Origin of the sequence: Alkalihalobacterium alkalinitrilicum, assembly GCF_002019605.1 — a bacterium.
In the GTDB taxonomy this organism is placed as follows: Bacteria; Bacillota; Bacilli; order Bacillales; family Bacillaceae_F; genus Alkalihalobacterium; species Alkalihalobacterium alkalinitrilicum.
On the sequence record NZ_KV917368.1, the window covers coordinates 3,468,510 to 3,487,736 of the forward strand.

12 protein-coding genes, 1 tRNA gene, 3 rRNA genes and 2 pseudogenes are annotated in these 19,227 nt (G+C 39.7%); 5 read left to right on the plus strand and 13 right to left on the minus strand.

What is annotated here, in order from left to right; genetic code table 11:
* Positions 1-7 precede the first annotated feature (7 nt).
* The 3 genes from thiL to BK574_RS16715 all read right to left on the minus strand — a co-directional run bounded on the left by thiL (position 8) and on the right by BK574_RS16715 (position 3,089).
* Entirely contained in the window at positions 8-991 is a 984-nt protein-coding gene (gene thiL / locus BK574_RS16705; RefSeq protein ID WP_078429384.1) for a thiamine-phosphate kinase, read from the minus strand.
* A 130-nt stretch (positions 992-1,121) separates the two neighbouring features.
* Positions 1,122-1,198: transfer RNA gene (locus tag BK574_RS16710), tRNA-Met, on the minus strand.
* Between the two features lie 751 nt (positions 1,199-1,949).
* Positions 1,950-3,089, minus strand: a complete 1,140-nt coding sequence (locus BK574_RS16715; protein WP_078429385.1) for a trans-sulfuration enzyme family protein — start codon at positions 3,087-3,089, stop codon at positions 1,950-1,952.
* 182 nt (positions 3,090-3,271) lie between these two features.
* Between BK574_RS16715 and BK574_RS27615 the strand changes: the two genes are divergently transcribed.
* Positions 3,272-3,409 carry a hypothetical protein gene (locus tag BK574_RS27615; RefSeq protein ID WP_158211684.1) on the plus strand — a complete coding sequence of 46 codons (138 nt, stop codon included), beginning with the start codon at positions 3,272-3,274 and terminating at the stop codon, positions 3,407-3,409.
* A gap of 398 nt (positions 3,410-3,807) precedes the next feature.
* On the opposite strand, the gene rrf is transcribed toward BK574_RS27615, so the two are convergent.
* From rrf to BK574_RS16730, 3 genes are all read right to left on the minus strand, one after another.
* Positions 3,808-3,923 (minus strand): 5S ribosomal RNA (gene rrf / locus BK574_RS16720).
* A 414-nt stretch (positions 3,924-4,337) separates the two neighbouring features.
* A 23S ribosomal RNA gene (locus tag BK574_RS16725) occupies positions 4,338-7,269 on the minus strand.
* A 643-nt stretch (positions 7,270-7,912) separates the two neighbouring features.
* Positions 7,913-9,464, minus strand: a 16S ribosomal RNA gene (locus BK574_RS16730).
* The 16S, 23S and 5S rRNA genes sit together here, the layout of an rRNA operon.
* A gap of 615 nt (positions 9,465-10,079) precedes the next feature.
* Between BK574_RS16730 and BK574_RS28485 the strand changes: the two genes are divergently transcribed.
* From BK574_RS28485 to BK574_RS16745, 4 genes and pseudogenes are all read left to right on the plus strand, one after another.
* Positions 10,080-10,223: a DUF6407 family protein gene (locus tag BK574_RS28485; RefSeq protein ID WP_274379463.1), complete on the plus strand. Its 144-nt coding sequence runs from the start codon at positions 10,080-10,082 to the stop codon at positions 10,221-10,223.
* Positions 10,224-10,473: 250 nt separating this feature from the next.
* Positions 10,474-10,641: pseudogene (locus BK574_RS16735) on the plus strand (IS4 family transposase); the annotation flags it as partial.
* Positions 10,641-10,763, plus strand: a pseudogene (locus BK574_RS16740) (sigma 54-interacting transcriptional regulator); the annotation flags it as partial. The pseudogenes BK574_RS16735 and BK574_RS16740, both read left to right, overlap by 1 nt.
* Before the next feature lie 368 nt (positions 10,764-11,131).
* Positions 11,132-11,563 carry a cell wall hydrolase gene (locus tag BK574_RS16745; protein ID WP_078429387.1) on the plus strand — a complete coding sequence of 144 codons (432 nt, stop codon included), beginning with the start codon at positions 11,132-11,134 and terminating at the stop codon, positions 11,561-11,563.
* Positions 11,564-11,804: 241 nt separating this feature from the next.
* Here BK574_RS16745 and BK574_RS29265 read toward each other — a convergent pair whose 3' ends face one another.
* The 7 genes from BK574_RS29265 to BK574_RS16775 all read right to left on the minus strand — a co-directional run bounded on the left by BK574_RS29265 (position 11,805) and on the right by BK574_RS16775 (position 18,914).
* A complete protein-coding gene (locus BK574_RS29265) occupies positions 11,805-12,116 on the minus strand; it encodes a CBO0543 family protein (RefSeq protein WP_420796956.1) in 312 nt (103 codons plus the stop codon).
* Between the two features lie 489 nt (positions 12,117-12,605).
* Positions 12,606-13,712, minus strand: a complete 1,107-nt coding sequence (gene mnmA / locus BK574_RS16750; protein WP_078429388.1) for a tRNA 2-thiouridine(34) synthase MnmA — start codon at positions 13,710-13,712, stop codon at positions 12,606-12,608.
* A 111-nt stretch (positions 13,713-13,823) separates the two neighbouring features.
* Positions 13,824-14,780, minus strand: coding sequence for an LLM class oxidoreductase (locus BK574_RS16755; RefSeq protein ID WP_078429389.1), 957 nt, complete (start codon positions 14,778-14,780; stop codon positions 13,824-13,826).
* Between the two features lie 472 nt (positions 14,781-15,252).
* A complete protein-coding gene (trxA, locus tag BK574_RS16760; RefSeq protein WP_078429390.1) occupies positions 15,253-15,567 on the minus strand; it encodes a thioredoxin in 315 nt (104 codons plus the stop codon).
* Positions 15,568-15,777: 210 nt separating this feature from the next.
* Positions 15,778-16,197, minus strand: coding sequence for an RrF2 family transcriptional regulator (locus BK574_RS16765; RefSeq protein ID WP_078429391.1), 420 nt, complete (start codon positions 16,195-16,197; stop codon positions 15,778-15,780).
* Positions 16,198-16,497: 300 nt separating this feature from the next.
* Positions 16,498-16,800, minus strand: a complete 303-nt coding sequence (locus BK574_RS16770) for an ArsR/SmtB family transcription factor (RefSeq protein ID WP_078429392.1) — start codon at positions 16,798-16,800, stop codon at positions 16,498-16,500.
* A 122-nt stretch (positions 16,801-16,922) separates the two neighbouring features.
* Complete coding sequence (locus BK574_RS16775) at positions 16,923-18,914, minus strand: sigma-54-dependent Fis family transcriptional regulator (RefSeq protein WP_078429393.1); 1,992 nt, start codon at positions 18,912-18,914, stop codon at positions 16,923-16,925.
* Between the last annotated feature and the right edge of the window lie 313 nt (positions 18,915-19,227).

Here is a 19,227-nt window from a genome sequence, read left to right on the forward strand (position 1 = left end):
CACCTATCTACTTGAAATGATTGTAGCCTTCCTTCTTTAATTCAACCAAATTTTCATCTGTTTGTAAAAAGACTTGTGGTTTACCTTCGATGACTTTTCCAACTACACTTGCTGTAATGCCTTCATCTATTAGCTGCTTCTGTACTTTCACCCATTCTACTTCTGCTATCGTACCAATAAGTTGAAAGTCTTCGCCACCAAATAGAGCCCATTCTAAGTGCTTTTCTATAGGCACAGCATCAATAAATGGACTCATTGGAATTTTATTTTTTTCAATAACCAATGATACACCACTTGCTTCTGCTATTTCATTGGCTTCACTCGCTAAGCCATCACTTATATCATTTAAAGAGAGTCTACAATTAGAACGTGCTAAAACACGGCCCGCTTTCACTTGTGGTTCGGGCATTTGGTGAGCTTGTAGCAACTCTTTCTCAGCTACTGTAAATAGACCATCACGCGTTTTTTGAAACAAAAAATGTAATCCAGCTGCCGATGAACCAACATGACCTGTTATAAAAACAACGTCACCAGGTTTTGCCTTATTCCGAAGTAAACGTCGCCCTTTTTCAACTTTGCCAATAACGGTTACCGAAATAACAAGTTTATCGTTCGTAGAAACAGTATCTCCACCAATTAAATCCATTTCATACTGAACCGCGAGCTTTTTCATACCTTCATATAAGTCAAACAGTTCTTTTTCATCCCATTTTTTAGGAATAGCAATAGAAACTAAATAAAATAACGGGATACCTCCCATTGCAGCAATATCACTTATATTTACCGCTAACGCCTTGTATCCAATATGAAAAGAAGACATGGTATCACTTCTGAAATGAATATCTTCTACCATAGTATCGACACAGATTACTTCATCATAATCCCCATCAATCCGATATAATGCAGCATCATCACCTATTCCACAGATTAACTCTTGCTGGTTTAATCGTTTCGGGGTTATTTTATTAATAAATGAAAACTCGTCCTTCATGTATTTCACCCTTTTTATAATCATAGAAAAAAATCCTTAGGAACTGTCTTCCTAAGGAGTTTCTGTTTTTTGTTTACATTAAAATTATGTATTATAGTTGTTGCTTCCAAACTAAAAGCGGTAAATGTTTTGGTTGCGGGGATAGGATTTGAACCTATGACCTTCGGGTTATGAGCCCGACGAGCTACCAGACTGCTCCACCCCGCGATAATATGAATGCTAACGGATGAAGTTACTCACCGTAGCGTCTTGACTGTCTCTTCCTCTACTTGCTTTTTCTTCGAAGTGTATGCGTCGAGACAACTCGATGTAACTTCATCGATGCTTTGCTCGTTGCTCCACCCCGCGACGTTATAAAGTAAATGGATGATGTTATTTCCTAGAGGTCATCGCTTCCTCTTCTCGTAACACTTTGTAGTTAGATGCGTCACGACATGTCGTTGTGAATTTCACGAAGCTCATGCTCCACCCCACGACTTTATAAAGTAAATATGATGTTATTTCTTAGAGGTCATCGCTTCCTCTTCTGGTATTGCTTAGTGGCTAGGTGCTTTGTTCGTCCTAACAGTTATTATAATTTACCATATGTCATTTCTTTATGCAAGAAATTATCATTTTTTTTTAAAAAGCTTGTCGAATTGGAATTTGCCTATTATAATATCAATTAATACAGAATTTTCAGAATAATTAATATTTTATAAAAGGGGTTGGTAGTTATGAACAACAAAACAAACTTTCTTTTACTCCTAAGAAGTGCTTTTCTTGCAAACATAGCTTTATTTTTGACAATTCTCCTTTTACCGATTTTGTTGCTAACAGATAACATTCATATCTACCATAAGTTTCTTCGATATATTTCGTATGATAGTCGTTTTGACAAACAGACTAATTTAGTTATCGAAAGCCCATAAAATGTTTATGAAACGAGTCGGTGTATTCCATCGACTCGTTTATTGTATTACTTTGCGCTTCTAATTGCCGCTTCAAATGTTTCTATAATATCGAGTTCGTCTTCAATTCCCACTGAAATACGAACAAGCCCATTTGTAATACCAAGCTTCTCTCGTATTTGATTAGGTATAGTTCGATGTGAAGTACGAATTGGATAAGAGACTGTTGTTTCTACTCCTGCCAATGTTGGTGCAATTTTAACCCAGTCTAAAGATGCGAAGAACTTTTCAATATTTAGGATCGAATTTAACTCAATGGACACCATCGCACCATTTCCTTTTGAAGATAACTCAGTAGGGTAATACACTTTTGTTACATTTTCATTTGTCTTTAACGCATTTGCTAAGGAATGAGCATTTTTAGATTGTCTGTCCATACGTATACTAAGAGTCTTTAAACCACGACATGCTAGCCACGCTTCAAATGGGCTTAAATTACACCCTAAACTTACAACTTTTACTCTGGCCTTTTCAATCAATTCCTTTTTGCCAACTAGTACTCCAGCAGTCACATCACTATGCCCTCCAATATACTTGGTTGCACTATGGATCACGAGATCTGCTCCAAATTTAGTTGGTTGTAAAAGAAATGGTGTAGCAAATGTGTTATCTATCATGGTGATCAGTCCAAACTCCTTTGCCAATTCCTGTACCATTTTTAAATTTTCTACCCTTAATAGCGGATTTGTTACCGATTCAGTATATATTAACTTGGTTGTAGATTGTATAGCAGTTCTAATCTCTTCTTTATCTTCAAAAGAAACAAAACTAACCTCAACTCCAAGGTTAAGTAATTCGACTGCTAATAGTTGGTACGTCCCACCATATAGATCCTCAGATGCAATAACATGTTCCCCTGGTTTTACTACTGCTAATATTCCTGCGAGAATCGCAGACATTCCTGACGACGTTGCTACCCCATCCTCAGCTTCTTCTATAGCAGCTACACCTTTTCCTAAATCATCAGTATTGGGGTTTCCAAATCTTGAATAAAGATATTCTTTATCCCCTTTATAAAAGCTTTCCATATCTTCTAGATCCTTAAAAGTAAATGCTGATGTTTGATAAATTGGTTGAGCTTTACTCATATTTCTAGATACATCTTTTGCTTGAAAGTGTACCGTCTTTGTATCAAATCGTTGTGCCATGTTTTTCTCCACCTTTTTATTTTCTTTGCTTTGTAAAGTTTGTTAATAGCATTTTAACATTTTTAATCACTTCTTTACATAAATATACGTCAAATAAACATTACTAAAAAATATTATGATTAATATAGAAAACAGGAACCAGAACATCCCTCCCAGCATTTAATAATCTAGGGGGGCTTCTAATGCTTGTATTCATTATCTTTACAATACTGCTTTTTTTATCGGGTTTACAAAAAACAAAACTAACCTCTAACTATGAAGAATACGGTTTATTTAAAAAAGTCAATGAAACGTCTAACCATGACAATGCAACAGATTAACCTATATAACTTTCCAATTGTATTCACCCTTTGGTTCCGATCAAAAAATGGATAAAAATTAAAAGAAACCACTGAACAAGTAATATAACGGGTTCGGTTTAAGAGTAGAAAACAGAAAACAGCAGTCCAATTAGCACATGAATTGAACTGCTTATTTTTATTGATATAATGGGGTTTGTTAATAAAAGTAAGATGACACAACTTATTGTCTCCATTATAGAGTTTAAACTGTTTCTTTTTACATTTTTTATAGTTATGGTCTTCATTTGGCTTTTTATGAATTCTAGATCTATGATCTTAACTCACCTATTTATGAAGTGAATTTTGAATTTATATTCCTGACTGAGAAACCTTTCATAAAAAAGTAAAAAACACAACCCTATTGGATTGTGCTTTATGCCTAGCGACGTCCTACTCTCACAGGGGGAAGCCCCCAACTACCATCGGCGCTGAAGAGCTTAACTTCCGTGTTCGGCATGGGAACGGGTGTGACCTCTTCGCTATCGCCACTAGACTTATAAAATTGTGATAAGCTTCGCATTTCTTCGTTGGCTGCGCTCCCTGCGTTGCTCATGTACCCTTCAAACGTACATTCCGCTACTCGTGAACTTGCCGCCTCGAACTACTCGCTTCTAACAATTTTCTATTAGGATTTTTGATAAGCTGTGAATTTCTTCATCAGTTTCAATTCTTGCGGTGCTCCGACGTACAGGATGTACTAGTGCCGACGTTGTCACAGGACGTGACGAACTTAGTCGGTTACCTTTCCGATACGCTCCACTCCTCAGAATTTCACATCCTCGAACTTCTTGCTTCTGAAAATCCTTTTTAAAATTGTGATAAGCTTCGAAGTGATTCGATGCTTATGATTGAGAGTCATTCTCTCAAAACTGGATAATGTACTAGAAGAATATCAACGCTTTATGTTTTGGATAAGCCCTCGACCGATTAGTATCTCTCAGCTCCACGTGTCACCACGCTTCCACCCGAGACCTATCAACCTCATCATCTCTAAGGGGTCTTACTTACTTAACGTAATGGGAAATCTCATCTTGAGGGGGGCTTCACGCTTAGATGCTTTCAGCGCTTATCCCGTCCACACGTAGCTACCCAGCTATGCTCCTGGCGGAACAACTGGTACACCAGCGGTGTGTCCATCCCGGTCCTCTCGTACTAAGGACAGCTCCTCTCAAATTTCCTACGCCCACGACGGATAGGGACCGAACTGTCTCACGACGTTCTGAACCCAGCTCGCGTACCGCTTTAATGGGCGAACAGCCCAACCCTTGGGACCTACTTCAGCCCCAGGATGCGATGAGCCGACATCGAGGTGCCAAACCTCCCCGTCGATGTGGACTCTTGGGGGAGATAAGCCTGTTATCCCCAGGGTAGCTTTTATCCGTTGAGCGATGGCCCTTCCATGCGGAACCACCGGATCACTAAGCCCGACTTTCGTCCCTGCTCGACTTGTAGGTCTCGCAGTCAAGCTCCCTTATGCCTTTGCACTCTACGAATGATTTCCAACCATTCTGAGGGAACCTTTGGGCGCCTCCGTTACTGTTTAGGAGGCGACCGCCCCAGTCAAACTGCCCACCTGACACTGTCCCTGAACCGGATCACGGTTCGAGGTTAGAACTTCAATACAGCCAGGGTAGTATCCCACCGACGCCTCCACGTAAGCTGGCGCTCACGCTTCCAAGGCTCCTACCTATCCTGTACAAGCTGTACCAAAATCCAATATCAAGCTACAGTAAAGCTCCATGGGGTCTTTCCGTCCTGTCGCGGGTAACCTGCATCTTCACAGGTAATATAATTTCACCGGGTCTCTCGTTGAGACAGTGTCCAAGTCGTTACACCATTCGTGCGGGTCGGAACTTACCCGACAAGGAATTTCGCTACCTTAGGACCGTTATAGTTACGGCCGCCGTTTACTGGGGCTTCGGTTCACAGCTTCGGCTTGCGCCTAACCACTCCCCTTAACCTTCCAGTACCGGGCAGGTGTCAGCCCCTATACTTCGCCTTGCGGCTTCGCAGAGACCTGTGTTTTTGCTAAACAGTCGCTTGGACCTATTCACTGCGGCTCTCTCGGGCATACACCCTAACAGAGCACCCCTTCTCCCGAAGTTACGGGGTCATTTTGCCGAGTTCCTTAACGAGAGTTCTCCCGAGCGTCTTAGAATTCTCTTCCCGCCTACCTGTGTCGGTTTGCGGTACGGGCACCTCTCACCTCGCTAGAGGCTTTTCTTGGCAGTGTAGGATCAGGAACTTCGGTACTTAATTTCCCTCGCTATCACAGCTCAGCCTTTATGGTAAGCGGATTTGCCTACTTACCAGCCTAACTGCTTAGACGCGCATCCATCAGCGCGCTTACCCTACCTTACTGCGTCCCCCCATTGCTCAAACGGTGAGGAGGTGGTACAGGAATTTCAACCTGTTGTCCATCGCCTACGCCTTTCGGCCTCGGCTTAGGTCCCGACTTACCCTGAGCGGACGAGCCTTCCTCAGGAAACCTTAGGCTTTCGACGGAGGGGATTCTCACCCCTCTTTTCGCTACTCATACCGGCATTCTCACTTCTAAGCGCTCCACCAGTCCTTCCGGTCTGACTTCGCTGCACTTAGAACGCTCCCCTACCCCTGTCCGTAAGGACAAGCCGTAGCTTCGGTGATACGTTTAGCCCCGGTACATTTTCGGCGCAGAGTCACTCGACCAGTGAGCTATTACGCACTCTTTAAATGGTGGCTGCTTCTAAGCCAACATCCTGGTTGTCTGGGCAACTCCACATCCTTTACCACTTAACGTATACTTGGGGACCTTAGCTGACGGTCTGGGCTGTTTCCCTCTTGACTACGGATCTTAGCACTCGCAGTCTGACTCCCGAGGATAAGTATTTGGCATTCGGAGTTTGACTGAGTTCGGTAATCCTGTGGGGACCCCTAGCCCAATCAGTGCTCTACCTCCAATACTCTTCCCTCGAGGCTAGCCCTAAAGCTATTTCGGGGAGAACCAGCTATTTCCGAGTTCGATTGGCATTTCACCCCTACCCACACCTCATCCCCGCATTTTTCAACATGCGTGGGTTCGGGCCTCCATTCAGTGTTACCTGAACTTCACCCTGGACATGGGTAGATCACACGGTTTCGGGTCTACGACCACGTACTTATTCGCCCTATTCAGACTCGCTTTCGCTGCGGCTCCGCCTTATCAGCTTAACCTTGCACGGGATCGTAACTCGCCGGTTCATTCTACAAAAGGCACGCCATCACCCGTAAATGGGCTCTGACTACTTGTAGGCACACGGTTTCAGGATCTCTTTCACTCCCCTTCCGGGGTGCTTTTCACCTTTCCCTCACGGTACTGGTTCACTATCGGTCACTAGGGAGTATTTAGCCTTGGGAGATGGTCCTCCCTGCTTCCGACGGGGTTTCACGTGTCCCGCCGTACTCAGGATCCGTCTCGGAGAGACGATCATTTTGGCTACAGGGTTGTTACCTTCTCTGACGGGTCTTTCCAGACCGCTTCGCCTATGATCGTCTTTTCTTACTCCATGTGAGACGTCCTACAACCCCAAGAGGCAAGCCTCTTGGTTTGGGCTAATTCCGTTTCGCTCGCCGCTACTCAGGAAATCGCATTTGCTTTCTCTTCCTCTGGGTACTTAGATGTTTCAGTTCCCCAGGTCTGCCTCCTCATACCCTATGTATTCAGGTATGGGTACCATCCCATTACGGATGGTGGGTTCCCCCATTCGGATATCCCCGGATCAAAGCTTACTTACAGCTCCCCGAGGCATTTCGCTGTTCGTCGCGTCCTTCTTCGGCTCCTAGTGCCAAGGCATTCACCGTGCGCCCTTTCTAGCTTAACCTACGTTTTAAAATAAGCTGCGAATTTCTTCGTCAGTTTTGTCCTTCCGGTACTCACGTATGTTAGATACGATCCGTTCCTCAGGACTTCACTTCCTCGAACTTCTTGCTTCTTTTAAAACTTCTAAAGTTTATCAAAAAACTTAAATAACTATAAAGGTTGTTGAATTCTTGACGACTCAAGTTACTCTTGGTTACACAATGTGCAACCCAGTGAAATCTTGATGTCTTTTCTAGTCATTATCCAGTTTTCAAAGAACCACTGACGAATGATAAGCGGCGGATTACTTCGTTGGCTGCGCTCTCTGCGTTGCTCATGTACACTTTAAACGTACATTCCGCTACTCGTGAGCTTGCCGCCTCGTACTCCTTGCTTCTAATTCGTCACTTAAATTAAAAATATATCAATTGAAAGAAGTAAATTCTTTCAAAACTGAACAAGGCAACTGACTTCAATTACAACTTGAACAGTCATCTAAGTTATACTTCTTGCAGCCTTGCATCGAGGAAGCTTACTTCGAAGCGTTGCTCGTAGACACAGATGCAAAAAGTAAATCAGAGAGTTTTGAGTTCTCTCAAAACTGAACAAAAAAGACCAAAGCGTACATACCGAAGTATGCATCGACTAGAGTAAATACTCCATAGAAAGGAGGTGATCCAGCCGCACCTTCCGATACGGCTACCTTGTTACGACTTCACCCCAATCATCTGTCCCACCTTAGGCGGCTGGCTCCAAAAGGTTACCCCACCGACTTCGGGTGTTACAAACTCTCGTGGTGTGACGGGCGGTGTGTACAAGGCCCGGGAACGTATTCACCGCGGCATGCTGATCCGCGATTACTAGCGATTCCGGCTTCATGTAGGCGAGTTGCAGCCTACAATCCGAACTGAGAATGGTTTTATGGGATTGGCTCGACCTCGCGGTTTCGCTGCCCTTTGTACCATCCATTGTAGCACGTGTGTAGCCCAGGTCATAAGGGGCATGATGATTTGACGTCATCCCCACCTTCCTCCGGTTTGTCACCGGCAGTCACCTTAGAGTGCCCAACTAAATGCTGGCAACTAAGATCAAGGGTTGCGCTCGTTGCGGGACTTAACCCAACATCTCACGACACGAGCTGACGACAACCATGCACCACCTGTCACCTTGTCCCCCGAAGGGGAACGCTCTATCTCTAGAGGTGTCAAGGGATGTCAAGACCTGGTAAGGTTCTTCGCGTTGCTTCGAATTAAACCACATGCTCCACCGCTTGTGCGGGCCCCCGTCAATTCCTTTGAGTTTCAGCCTTGCGGCCGTACTCCCCAGGCGGAGTGCTTAATGTGTTAACTTCGGCACTAAGGGCATCGAAACCCCTAACACCTAGCACTCATCGTTTACGGCGTGGACTACCAGGGTATCTAATCCTGTTTGCTCCCCACGCTTTCGCGCCTCAGCGTCAGTTACAGACCAGAGAGTCGCCTTCGCCACTGGTGTTCCTCCACATCTCTACGCATTTCACCGCTACACGTGGAATTCCACTCTCCTCTTCTGTACTCAAGTCTTCCAGTTTCCAATGACCCTCCACGGTTGAGCCGTGGGCTTTCACATCAGACTTAAAAGACCGCCTGCGCGCGCTTTACGCCCAATAATTCCGGACAACGCTTGCCACCTACGTATTACCGCGGCTGCTGGCACGTAGTTAGCCGTGGCTTTCTGGTTAGGTACCGTCAAGGTACCGCCCTATTCGAACGGTACTTGTTCTTCCCTAACAACAGAGCTTTACGACCCGAAGGCCTTCATCACTCACGCGGCGTTGCTCCGTCAGACTTTCGTCCATTGCGGAAGATTCCCTACTGCTGCCTCCCGTAGGAGTCTGGGCCGTGTCTCAGTCCCAGTGTGGCCGATCACCCTCTCAGGTCGGCTACGCATCGTCGCCTTGGTGAGCCATTACCTCACCAACTAGCTAATGCGCCGCGGGCCCATCCCGTAGTGTTAGAATTCCCAACTTTTACAATCACACCATGTGGTGTTATTGATTATCCGGTATTAGCTCCGGTTTCCCGAAGTTATCCCAGTCTACAGGGCAGGTTGCCCACGTGTTACTCACCCGTCCGCCGCTAACTTTTCAAGAGCAAGCTCTTGAAAGGTCCGCTCGACTTGCATGTATTAGGCACGCCGCCAGCGTTCGTCCTGAGCCAGGATCAAACTCTCCAATAAAGTGTTTGATTAAGCTCACTTGTCACCGTAGTGACTACTTCATATATAATGAAGTTAATTGACGAGATATCTTGTATCTCTTTAATTCGCTTGGCTTTTTGTTCAGTTTTCAAAGAACTTTATGTCGTTGGTAGCGACAGGAATTACACCTTACCACGCTAGCAATAATTAATCAACAACTAATTTTCGGGAAAACTTTTTTTGTACATCGAATCACTCAGGTTTAATCAAAGTGAATAAATTATTGTATCATAATCTACTAACATTAGTAATCCCTTTTTTTAGAAGAATAAAAATGCTACAACTTCATTGATCGGCGCCTTTTAAAAGCGACAAAATTAAATATAACAAATTAATAATACAAACGCAATACTTTTTTTGATATTTTATTTTATGAGTCGCTTAATAAAAAATTAGACTTTTATATTTCCTATTCTTATTAGTATAGGATCATGATATTGAGTAAGATCTCATTTCCGCGGATGCTATAAGAAATTATATTAGTATGTTGGTTGGTTAGAATGTTGTTATGGAAAGGAAGATACATAATGAGAAAAGTATCGAACGGTTTGTGAGTGAAACGATTTCTAAAATGTCACATTTTGATCCTAAAATATTGAGTATACTAATCAAGGGACGATCGAATATCTGCACTTACACTCGATGGCAGAAGAGAACCTTCTATCAAAAGTAGTAACACATGCTATTAACGATGAAATCAATTTGACAATAGAAGATCATATTATTAGAAGACATTAATTTGTTAATCCTTCTTAAATTAACTGTTATTATAGGGAATAAAAGGTCAACTTTTTTAGTTAACCTTTTGTTTTCTATATTATTACTCAACTTCGCACATAGAAAAATGTGGTTGGTTTAACTAGCTGTAAGACTAGTAACCATTGAAGTATGGTCATTGACAGAAAAAAAATGCATAAAAAAAAAACACCTCAACGTTTGGTATAGTTGATTTAGAATCACATAACCATACAGAAGAAGTGTCTCCTATATGATAGCGAATAATGACCAAAATAAGCAACTACCAAATGAATTAACATACACATTTAAAGAATTAAAGGTACTAAAACATTTAAGAAAAGCTGGTATTACAAAGTCTTTTGGCTTTTCTTGTGCCTACCTATTTAAATTGATTTTTTGTTTGATCTTTGAAAACAAGCCATTAATTGCGGAGCCATTCCTACGGCTTTGATTGAAAGTGATCTTTTTGGGTATGATCAAGGAGCGTTTACTGGTGCAATTAAAGGAGGTAAAAAAGGAAAGTTTGATATCATTCTTGGGAGAAGACGAAATTGGTGAAATGCCGTTCAAAAGAGTAAAATAATTTTATCGAGGCTAACTCATGAGCGTTCTTGCCTTTCCTAGAGGGATATATATAGATCGAAAGAAGTAATAACCTATATCGATTTTAAGCGCCTCTGAGTTAGACTCGCTTTTTATTTTCCACTTTTTCTAAAAGAGTTTTGCTATATACTTATGGCTTTGAAAAATTATTTTATGGAAGCATTAAACACTAAGAGCTAGTTAGATATTTACTCTTCTTCAACAAATTAGCAAAAGTAAAATACATAGTTTCGTCGTATATAAATATAATTAATTGTATACCTATTTTGCAGTAAGCAAATAGATGATTGTATGGAGGGATGGTTTTGGCTGTTATCAAAGCTTCATCCAATGATAAGCGATTACTAGCAAGGTTGATAAGAGCGGAAGCTGAAGGCGAAGGGGAACTTGGGATGTTGTTAGTAGCAAATGTTTGTGTCAACCGTGTCCGTGTTCGTTGTCTAGATTTCGCAGATATCAATTCGGTAGAACGAATGGTTTGGCAATCACCAGGTGGATTTGAGGCAGTTCATAAGGGTTACTTTTATCAGAGGGCTAGAGAAAGTGAAATAAGGTTAGCGGAACGGATTATTAATGGTGAAAGACATCGACCCGCTGAAAATGCCTTATGGTTTTTTAGACCTGACGGACCATGTCCTGCGCAATGGTGGGGACAATGGAATTCAGGCCGTTATAAGTTACATTGTTTTTATGCTCCAGTCGAATCCGAATGTCCCAATGTTTATCGAGTTTTCTAGTCGCATTGAAATAGCTCCTTGGTTGTCAACGGATTGATTAGTTTGCCAAGCCTGTTACCCTAAGCAAAAATACGTCAGGGTGATTGGGATCTTCCTATCTATTATATCAAGGTTTCTCGTATTTACTATGCTCATTACTCTCACAATCGTGATTTTCCATTCGAACCAAACTCCTTTTGATTTTTTATAAAGTATAAAAAAAGTCAAGTGACACTACTGTCACAAAAAAGCGTTCTGGATTTTATAGGAAAATAAATGGACTACACATATTAGACATTCGAATATGTGTAGTCCTAATTTTTTTATATTTAATTACTTTAGTGTATTTTACAGCAAAAATTTCAAAAAAAGTAATAATGGAAGTATAAAAACAATAATACAAGAGTTTAACAAAATCATTTCTTTTTTCAGGGTAATACAAATTGAATAATGAGCATAACCCGGGATAAACAAAATATTCAAAAGTAAAACTAGCCCTATTAGCCTTTTTGAAAAATAGACGAGAAGGATAAGAAATCAATTTTTTTCTACAACAAGTAAACCACAAAGCCACGTAATGAACTGTTTAAACAAAAAAGATATTTGAGCCTCGCGAATTCTATTTCTAGGTACAAATTTAATTAATAGTAAGATGTAATAATCCAAGCAGAAATCTCAATTGTATTTTCTCGTTTGTTTTTCATTTTTAGGATCCACCTCTTATTAATTTATGATATCTTTTAATCGGAAGTTTATGTATACCAATTTATAATCTTCTTAAAGGGAGTTTAGTTGAAGAAGGAATTTGATAAAAATAAGAATAAAAAATATCAACGGACAGGCTGGACATGGTATTGGAGCTTCATTACAATGTGGATATCATTTTACATAGCACGAATTTATTATCGTTGGTTTTTTAAGATACATCCTTCAAGAAAAAAGTTTTCTACAACAGAAAATAAATAAAATTCCCCTTTGCCGACCTTATTGACCAAAGGTAAGTAAAAACAAGTAATTATTTGCCTGTTTTGAGTAGTCTTTACAGAAAAAAGGAAAATGCCAATTAGGCATTCTCCCATTTATTAATCACACGATCTATTGTTCCCCCACCAATACAAACATCGCCATCATACAGTACAACAGCTTGTCCTGGTGTAACAGCGCGCTGAGGTTCGTGAAAATAGATCCTAGCTGTTCCATCTTCTTGCGGATACACTGTTACCTGTTGATCCTCTTGACGGTATCTCATCTTGGCGGTACAACTAAATTCTTGCTTAAAAGTTAGATCTGTTTTAATCCAATTCATACCAATAGCCTCTAAACCTTCTGAATAAAGTCCTTCGTTATGAAACCCTTGTCCAACAATCAAAACATTACGCTCTAAGTCTTTACCAATGACAAACCAAGGCTCCCCCGATCCGCCAATGCCAAGACCTTGACGTTGACCAATAGTATAATACATAAGACCATCATGGTGACCTTTAAATTTACCATCTAAGGTTTGCATTTCACCAGGTTGAGCTGGCAAAAAGCCACTTAGAAATTCCTTGAAATTTCGTTCACCGATAAAACAAATACCCGTACTATCTTTTTTCTTTGCTGTTGCAAGACCTGCCTCTATCGCAATCTCACGCACTTCTTTTTTGGATAAATGCCCAAGCGGAAACATAGTTTTCGATAATTGATTTTGAGAAAGAGCATTAAGGAAGTATGATTGGTCTTTATTATGATCAGCACCTCGCAGCAATCGGAATTGTCCATCTTTTTCTTCGACTCGTGCATAGTGACCTGTTGCGATATAGTCAGCCCCAAGTGACATCGCATGATTTAAAAAGGCCTTAAATTTGATCTCTTTATTACACATGACGTCAGGATTAGGTGTCCGACCTGATTTGTACTCCTCTAGGAAGTATGTGAAGACTTTATCCCAATACTGTTTTTCAAAATTAACAGCATAATACGGGATCCCAATTTGATTACAAACCTTAATCACATCTTCGTAGTCTTCAGTTGCTGTACAGAAACCACTTTCATCCGTATCATCCCAATTTTTCATAAAAATACCAACTACATCATATCCTTGCTCTTTAAGAAGCAAAGCTGTAACTGATGAATCAACACCACCAGACATACCGACTACTACCCTTGTATCTTCTGGTCGTTTCTTCATACCTTTCACCACCTTTTGATCCCTTATTCAATTAAAAAATTTTCTTTTAAATTAGCTACCTTTCTTGTTACTTATTCTTAAATCCCTGATTCATCAGCTCTATTGTACGGATTATATGGCCTGTTGTTTAAATGCAGGAAACTGAGGTACTACCTTTTCTCCTAATTCATTAATTACATCCTTTGCCGGACGTTGACCATATTTTAAATTCAGAATAACATGATTAACTCCAATTTCTTGTAAGCGATTCAGAAATTCAATTAAAAATTTATATCCGCTCCTAAACCCAAGGTGAATAGGAGTAGGACCTTCATCCGGATCTTTTGCTAAATCAATATAAAGTGATTGAGAAAATGGCTGGAAATCATACGTTAAGGAACGCCAATCATTAATGAGTTCAGCTTGTACATCAATATTTCGCGGGTAACTAATCCAACCGTCACTGTTTTCAGCTATCCACTCTAGTGACTGCCCTGAACGACCTGTCACGAAAACAGGAATATCTGATAAAACTGGTTTTGGCAAGAGGTCTCCTTGTTCTAATCCAACTCTTTGTGAGTTGATCAGTGGGAATGACTGTTTCCATGCCTCTTTCATAACAAAAAATGACTCTTGAAATAATTCGGTTCGATCTTCTCGGTTAACTTTATATGCTGAAAATTCAATAGGTCGGTCTCCAGTTGCAATACCCAAAAGAAGCCTTTGATTAGATATTTGATCTACAGATGCAGCAGCTTTCGCTAGGTCAAGTGGATGACGTAGTGTCGTCACAATGCTCCCTGTCCCTAATGCAATCTCTTTTGTTTGAGCTGCTAAGTAACCTAGAAAAACCCAAGGATCATATATTTGCCCAACATCACCAAAGGTCGGGTCATTCAACGGAACATCTCTAACAAATAAAGAAGCAAAATTAGCTTCTTCAGCGATTTGAGCAAGATCTACCTGATGCTTTAAATCCATAACTGGGATACTTCCCTTATATGCTTCTAAAGGAAAGAATAAACCAAGTGAAAGTTTGTTTTCTTGAAATGTACGTGAATAGCCTTTATGCTTTTCAAATTTATTCATACTTTTTAAACTCTCCCCTTTCAATGTTGAATTTAACTGCACTTCCTTTAAAAACTACATGGACTAACTAATCAGTCTTCCTTAGCGAATAAGTGAACTTCCCTGTTTATTATGCAGTTTCTTGCTTCACTGAATTTGGATTCGCGACATGATATTTGCCCCCACTTTGTAAAAAAAACATGAATGGTCGTAATTCGGAATGACCACATTTAGGACAATGATCATTTTCTTTAGTTATCGTTAAGCATTTGTCGCAAACGTGTCTATGTTTTGCATTTGACCTAACCATACTTCTTTCATACCTTTCTGTTATTTTTTCTATCTAAAACTCTTTGTTTTCCTGATTTTTCAATATTACTCATAATCCGTCAGTTCCAATTACATTAAGAGCTTTGTAACATAAAAGTGAACACTTATTAAGAGGAATTACGGAACTATACTGAAACAAAAACAGTTACATTTTGGCTAGTATTTATAAATAAGGTTTCACTAGCTTAAGTAGCTCTTCTTTTGGGGGATAGCCGCTGATCTTTTCCACAACTTTCCCGTCTTTAAATAGGATTAATGTCGGGATACTCATGACATCGAAACGACTAGTTATTTCGGGATGATGATCAACGTTTACTTTACCAATTCGTAAGTTCTCGCCTAGCTCATCGTTTAGTTCAACGAGTACTGGTGCTATCATTTTACATGGGCCACACCAAGGAGCCCAAAAATCAACTAAGACGGTACCTACTTTTGTTTCATATACGAAATTTTGATCGGTTAATTCTACAATTGCCATTTTTCTCTACCTCATCTTTCTTTTTAATTTATGGTTGGTGATCTAACAGATATATTTTTATCAAATAAGCTAGATTGTCTAGTTCTCCCTGAAAAAATGTTATAAAAATAGTTATATTTTACTAATAAGAAAGCTTAAACTTTCTAAACTATCAATACAATTCACCATCTGTAACAAAAAAAATTACATTTAGTTCGAAAATAAAACAACTTATTGACATTGTTTTATTTTCTTCAAGATGGATGCAATCGAAATACGGTCGAGGTACGCTGTTAAATGTTGATCGGTTTCCTCAAACACATCATCCATCACAACTTGAATTTTAGAGGCAACCACACATTCCTCTTCAGGATCTCCAGAACACCAATTGGGTTTAATGGTTCCACATGACACCGAACGATAAATTTGACCCAATGTAATTTCATTTGGATCTCTCAGAAGAATGTAACCACCTCCCATTCCTTCTTTTGTTTGAACAAATCCATTATTACGCAAACAACTCATTATTTTGCGAATTCTTGCTGGATTAGTCGAAACATTGTCCGCAATCATTTGGCTACTTGCCATATGATCAGGCAAATGTGCTAAAAAAACTAAACTATGAACGGCTATCGTAAACTCACTATTCATAAAATTCACTTCCTTCTGGTACCTATACTGTAATAATATTTTTTACAGTTAAGAAAGTCAATTAAATACTGAGTTAATATTTACCAAGCATTATAGGTAAGTTTATTATGACTGCTACTAGTCGCAATGACTCCTGCACCTAGAGAAATAATTTTGGGACAAGGATATCTTATAACACTCCCTCAAACAATTCTACAAATTAAGAATTGATGATATGTTATCCTGAATAAATATTTATAAATCTAGAATTATCGATATATTAGTGGTAGTAACAACCAAACTCTGATACGAATTTGGTTGTTACAATTCTGTTCGGATGTACATTCCGAGTTTTTTTATGGCTTCTTCGTCCCTTTTGTAATAAGTCCATTTCCCTAATCGAGTAGCCCTGATTAAACCTGCTTTTTGTAATGTTGATAGGTATTGGGAAGCAGTAGATTGGGTCATGTTTAATTTAGCTGTTATTTGACTAACGCATACTCCAACTTCTACTAAATCAATCCCGTCTTGTGGATCAAAATGAGCAACAGGATCTTTAAGCCATTCTAAAATTTGTAGACGAGCCTCATTCGAAAGTGATTTGAAAATATTTATCTTGTCCATGTCCACATTATATATCGATAAAATTCGATTTGTCAATGCAATAAAATTTGAACTTTGTACTATAAGAATACAAGATATTGATCCGTCCAAGTTCTTTAGCTTAAATGTTGAATTTATTGTGTCTACTTTAAGGAACGCAATACAGAATCTCTTCTAGCAAGTTTCTTATATATAGTACTTCTATGAATACCTAATCTTTTAGCCGTTTCTGTAACATTACCATTCAGTTCATCAAGTACAGCAAGAATCGTATTTAACTCCTGCTCTTTTAGTGAGGGTACCCTATTCTTAGAACCATGAGATTGTTGAGATGAAAAAGATCGTTCAACGGGATTTTCTTCTTTTGACACGGTTTTCTCTTCCGTGAATTCTTTTGGAAGATCAGCGCTAGTTATCATATTTCCCTTTACCTTTACTGCCATTTTATAGGAAAAATTCCTAAGTTCACGCACATTTCCAGGCCAGTCATATCGTTCCAAGGCAAGTAGAGCTTGATCATTTATCATAAGCGGTGGTCTTCCCAATTCGATACAAATTTTCTTTAACAAATGCTCGAAGATCACAGGAATATCTCCTGATCTTTCACGGAGTGGAGGTGCTTGTAAGGAAAGAATATTAAGCCGATAATATAGGTCTTTACGAAATTTACCTTCTTCACATGCCTTTTTCAAATCACAATTGGTTGCCGCAATAACTCGAACATTCAACTTAATAGGTCGTGTTCCACCGAGGCGAACGACCTCCCCTTCTTCAAGGATCCGCAATAACATCGTTTGTAAATCTAAGGGCATCTCCCCGATTTCATCTAAAAATATAGTGCCCCCTTCTGCCAGTTGAAACTTTCCAGACCTACCGCCTTTTTGGCCACCTGTAAAGGTTCCTTCTTCATAGCCGAATAATTCACTTGCAGCAAGTTCTTTTGGTATTGCTCCACAGTTAACCGCTACAAAAGCTTCCGAAGACCGAAGACTAGATGAGTGAATGGATTGGGCTAATAACTCCTTTCCCGTTCCACTCTCACCCTCTATTAAGACGGGTAAATCTATACTTGCTACTGAGCGTGCCTCTGTAATAAACGATATAAATTCATCGGACTGACCTATCATACTTGTAAAGGAGTGTTTTGTTGAATTGCCTGTTTTCTTTGAAAGTTTCACTGGTGGAATAGCATGTAATACAGCACCTATTCGATATCCTTGGAAGAAGTAAGGTATGACTTCAAAAGTCCATATTCCATCTCTTTTTTCCATTTCCCATCTATATTTATTTTCCTTCCATAAAGCTTCCTTATCTAAATCAATTACGTGACTATTTTTGTCTAACCATCCTTTTTCATAATATAGAGGAGACGCTTTAATGACTGAACAGCCACGATCAAGCACAGCGAAGTTTTTATTTGGATTTTTACCAATTACTTCTATATAGTGTTCCATTAACAGGAACTGTTCAAATTTCAAATGGTTGAGGAGCTTTTGTTCAATGAGTTGTGCTGCAGAAATTACAGTAGTAAGGGAGTGAGGATGCACCGTATCCCAAATACCTGTTAAATTAATAGCTCCAAGAACCTTTTTTGTAGCGGGGTCTTTAATAGGCGCTGCTGAACACACCCAATTGTGGACTTGTTGGCAGAAATGCTCACCAGCGAATACTTGCATAGGGTTGCCTGTAGCCAGTGCTGCTCCCATTCCGTTGGTCCCTGCATGATGTTCAGACCACGAGGACCCAGCAATGAAGTTAATATTCTCTGCTTTTCTTTTAAGTGATTGATCTCCATCTAAGTACACTATTTCACCGTTTTCATTACAAAAAACGATCAAATAGCCAGAGGCTTTCACTGAATTTTTCAGATTGATAAGTAGGGGTTCTAAAGTCGAATAAATAAGACTAGAAGATTGATATTCTTGAATTTTCTCTTCCGATATGACGAGAGGGGCTTTTCCTTCAAGTGGGTGCACCCCATGTTTTAATGAGCGTTTCCATGACTGATATGTTAAAGGTCGCACTTTAGAGGCTGAGTCTTTACCAAATATAAAATGTTCCCATGCTCTCTCAACCCTAATTTTTTCATTCTTTGGTGAAGACAAAGTGTCCAACGAAATAAATAGATCATTCACACTATCATCATCCTTTTTTATGTAATTTCAGGAAAGCAGAAGTATTTGTTAAAAATTAAAAGCATGAAAAATTGTAACCGCTTTCAATATTTTGCATCTTTAAATTTGAATAACTGAGAGTAGGAATAACTTATGCACCATAGTTGCATTATAAAACATTATTATAAACTAAATAGACAGATTTTTCACGCATTTATTGTTAGATCCATGTACTACTTTTCACATTAGAATGTCGCAATTTTTTTCATATCCTGTCTCCAATATCGACAATGTCGACACTTTCTACATACATCAAATGAAAATACAGGTGGTT

Bases quoted from the DNA above. Each gene is read 5' to 3' on its own strand.
- thiL (WP_078429384.1), bottom strand. From the start codon at position 991: ATGAAGGACGAGTTTTCATTTATTAATAAAATAACCCCGAAACGATTA.
- BK574_RS16715 (WP_078429385.1), bottom strand. From the start codon at position 3,089: ATGGCACAACGATTTGATACAAAGACGGTACACTTTCAAGCAAAAGAT.
- BK574_RS27615 (WP_158211684.1), top strand. From the start codon at position 3,272: ATGCTTGTATTCATTATCTTTACAATACTGCTTTTTTTATCGGGTTTA.
- mnmA (WP_078429388.1), bottom strand. From the start codon at position 13,712: ATGAAGAAACGACCAGAAGATACAAGGGTAGTAGTCGGTATGTCTGGT.
- BK574_RS16755 (WP_078429389.1), bottom strand. From the start codon at position 14,780: ATGAATAAATTTGAAAAGCATAAAGGCTATTCACGTACATTTCAAGAA.
- trxA (WP_078429390.1), bottom strand. From the start codon at position 15,567: ATGGCAATTGTAGAATTAACCGATCAAAATTTCGTATATGAAACAAAA.
- BK574_RS16765 (WP_078429391.1), bottom strand. From the start codon at position 16,197: ATGAATAGTGAGTTTACGATAGCCGTTCATAGTTTAGTTTTTTTAGCA.
- BK574_RS16770 (WP_078429392.1), bottom strand. From the start codon at position 16,800: ATGGACAAGATAAATATTTTCAAATCACTTTCGAATGAGGCTCGTCTA.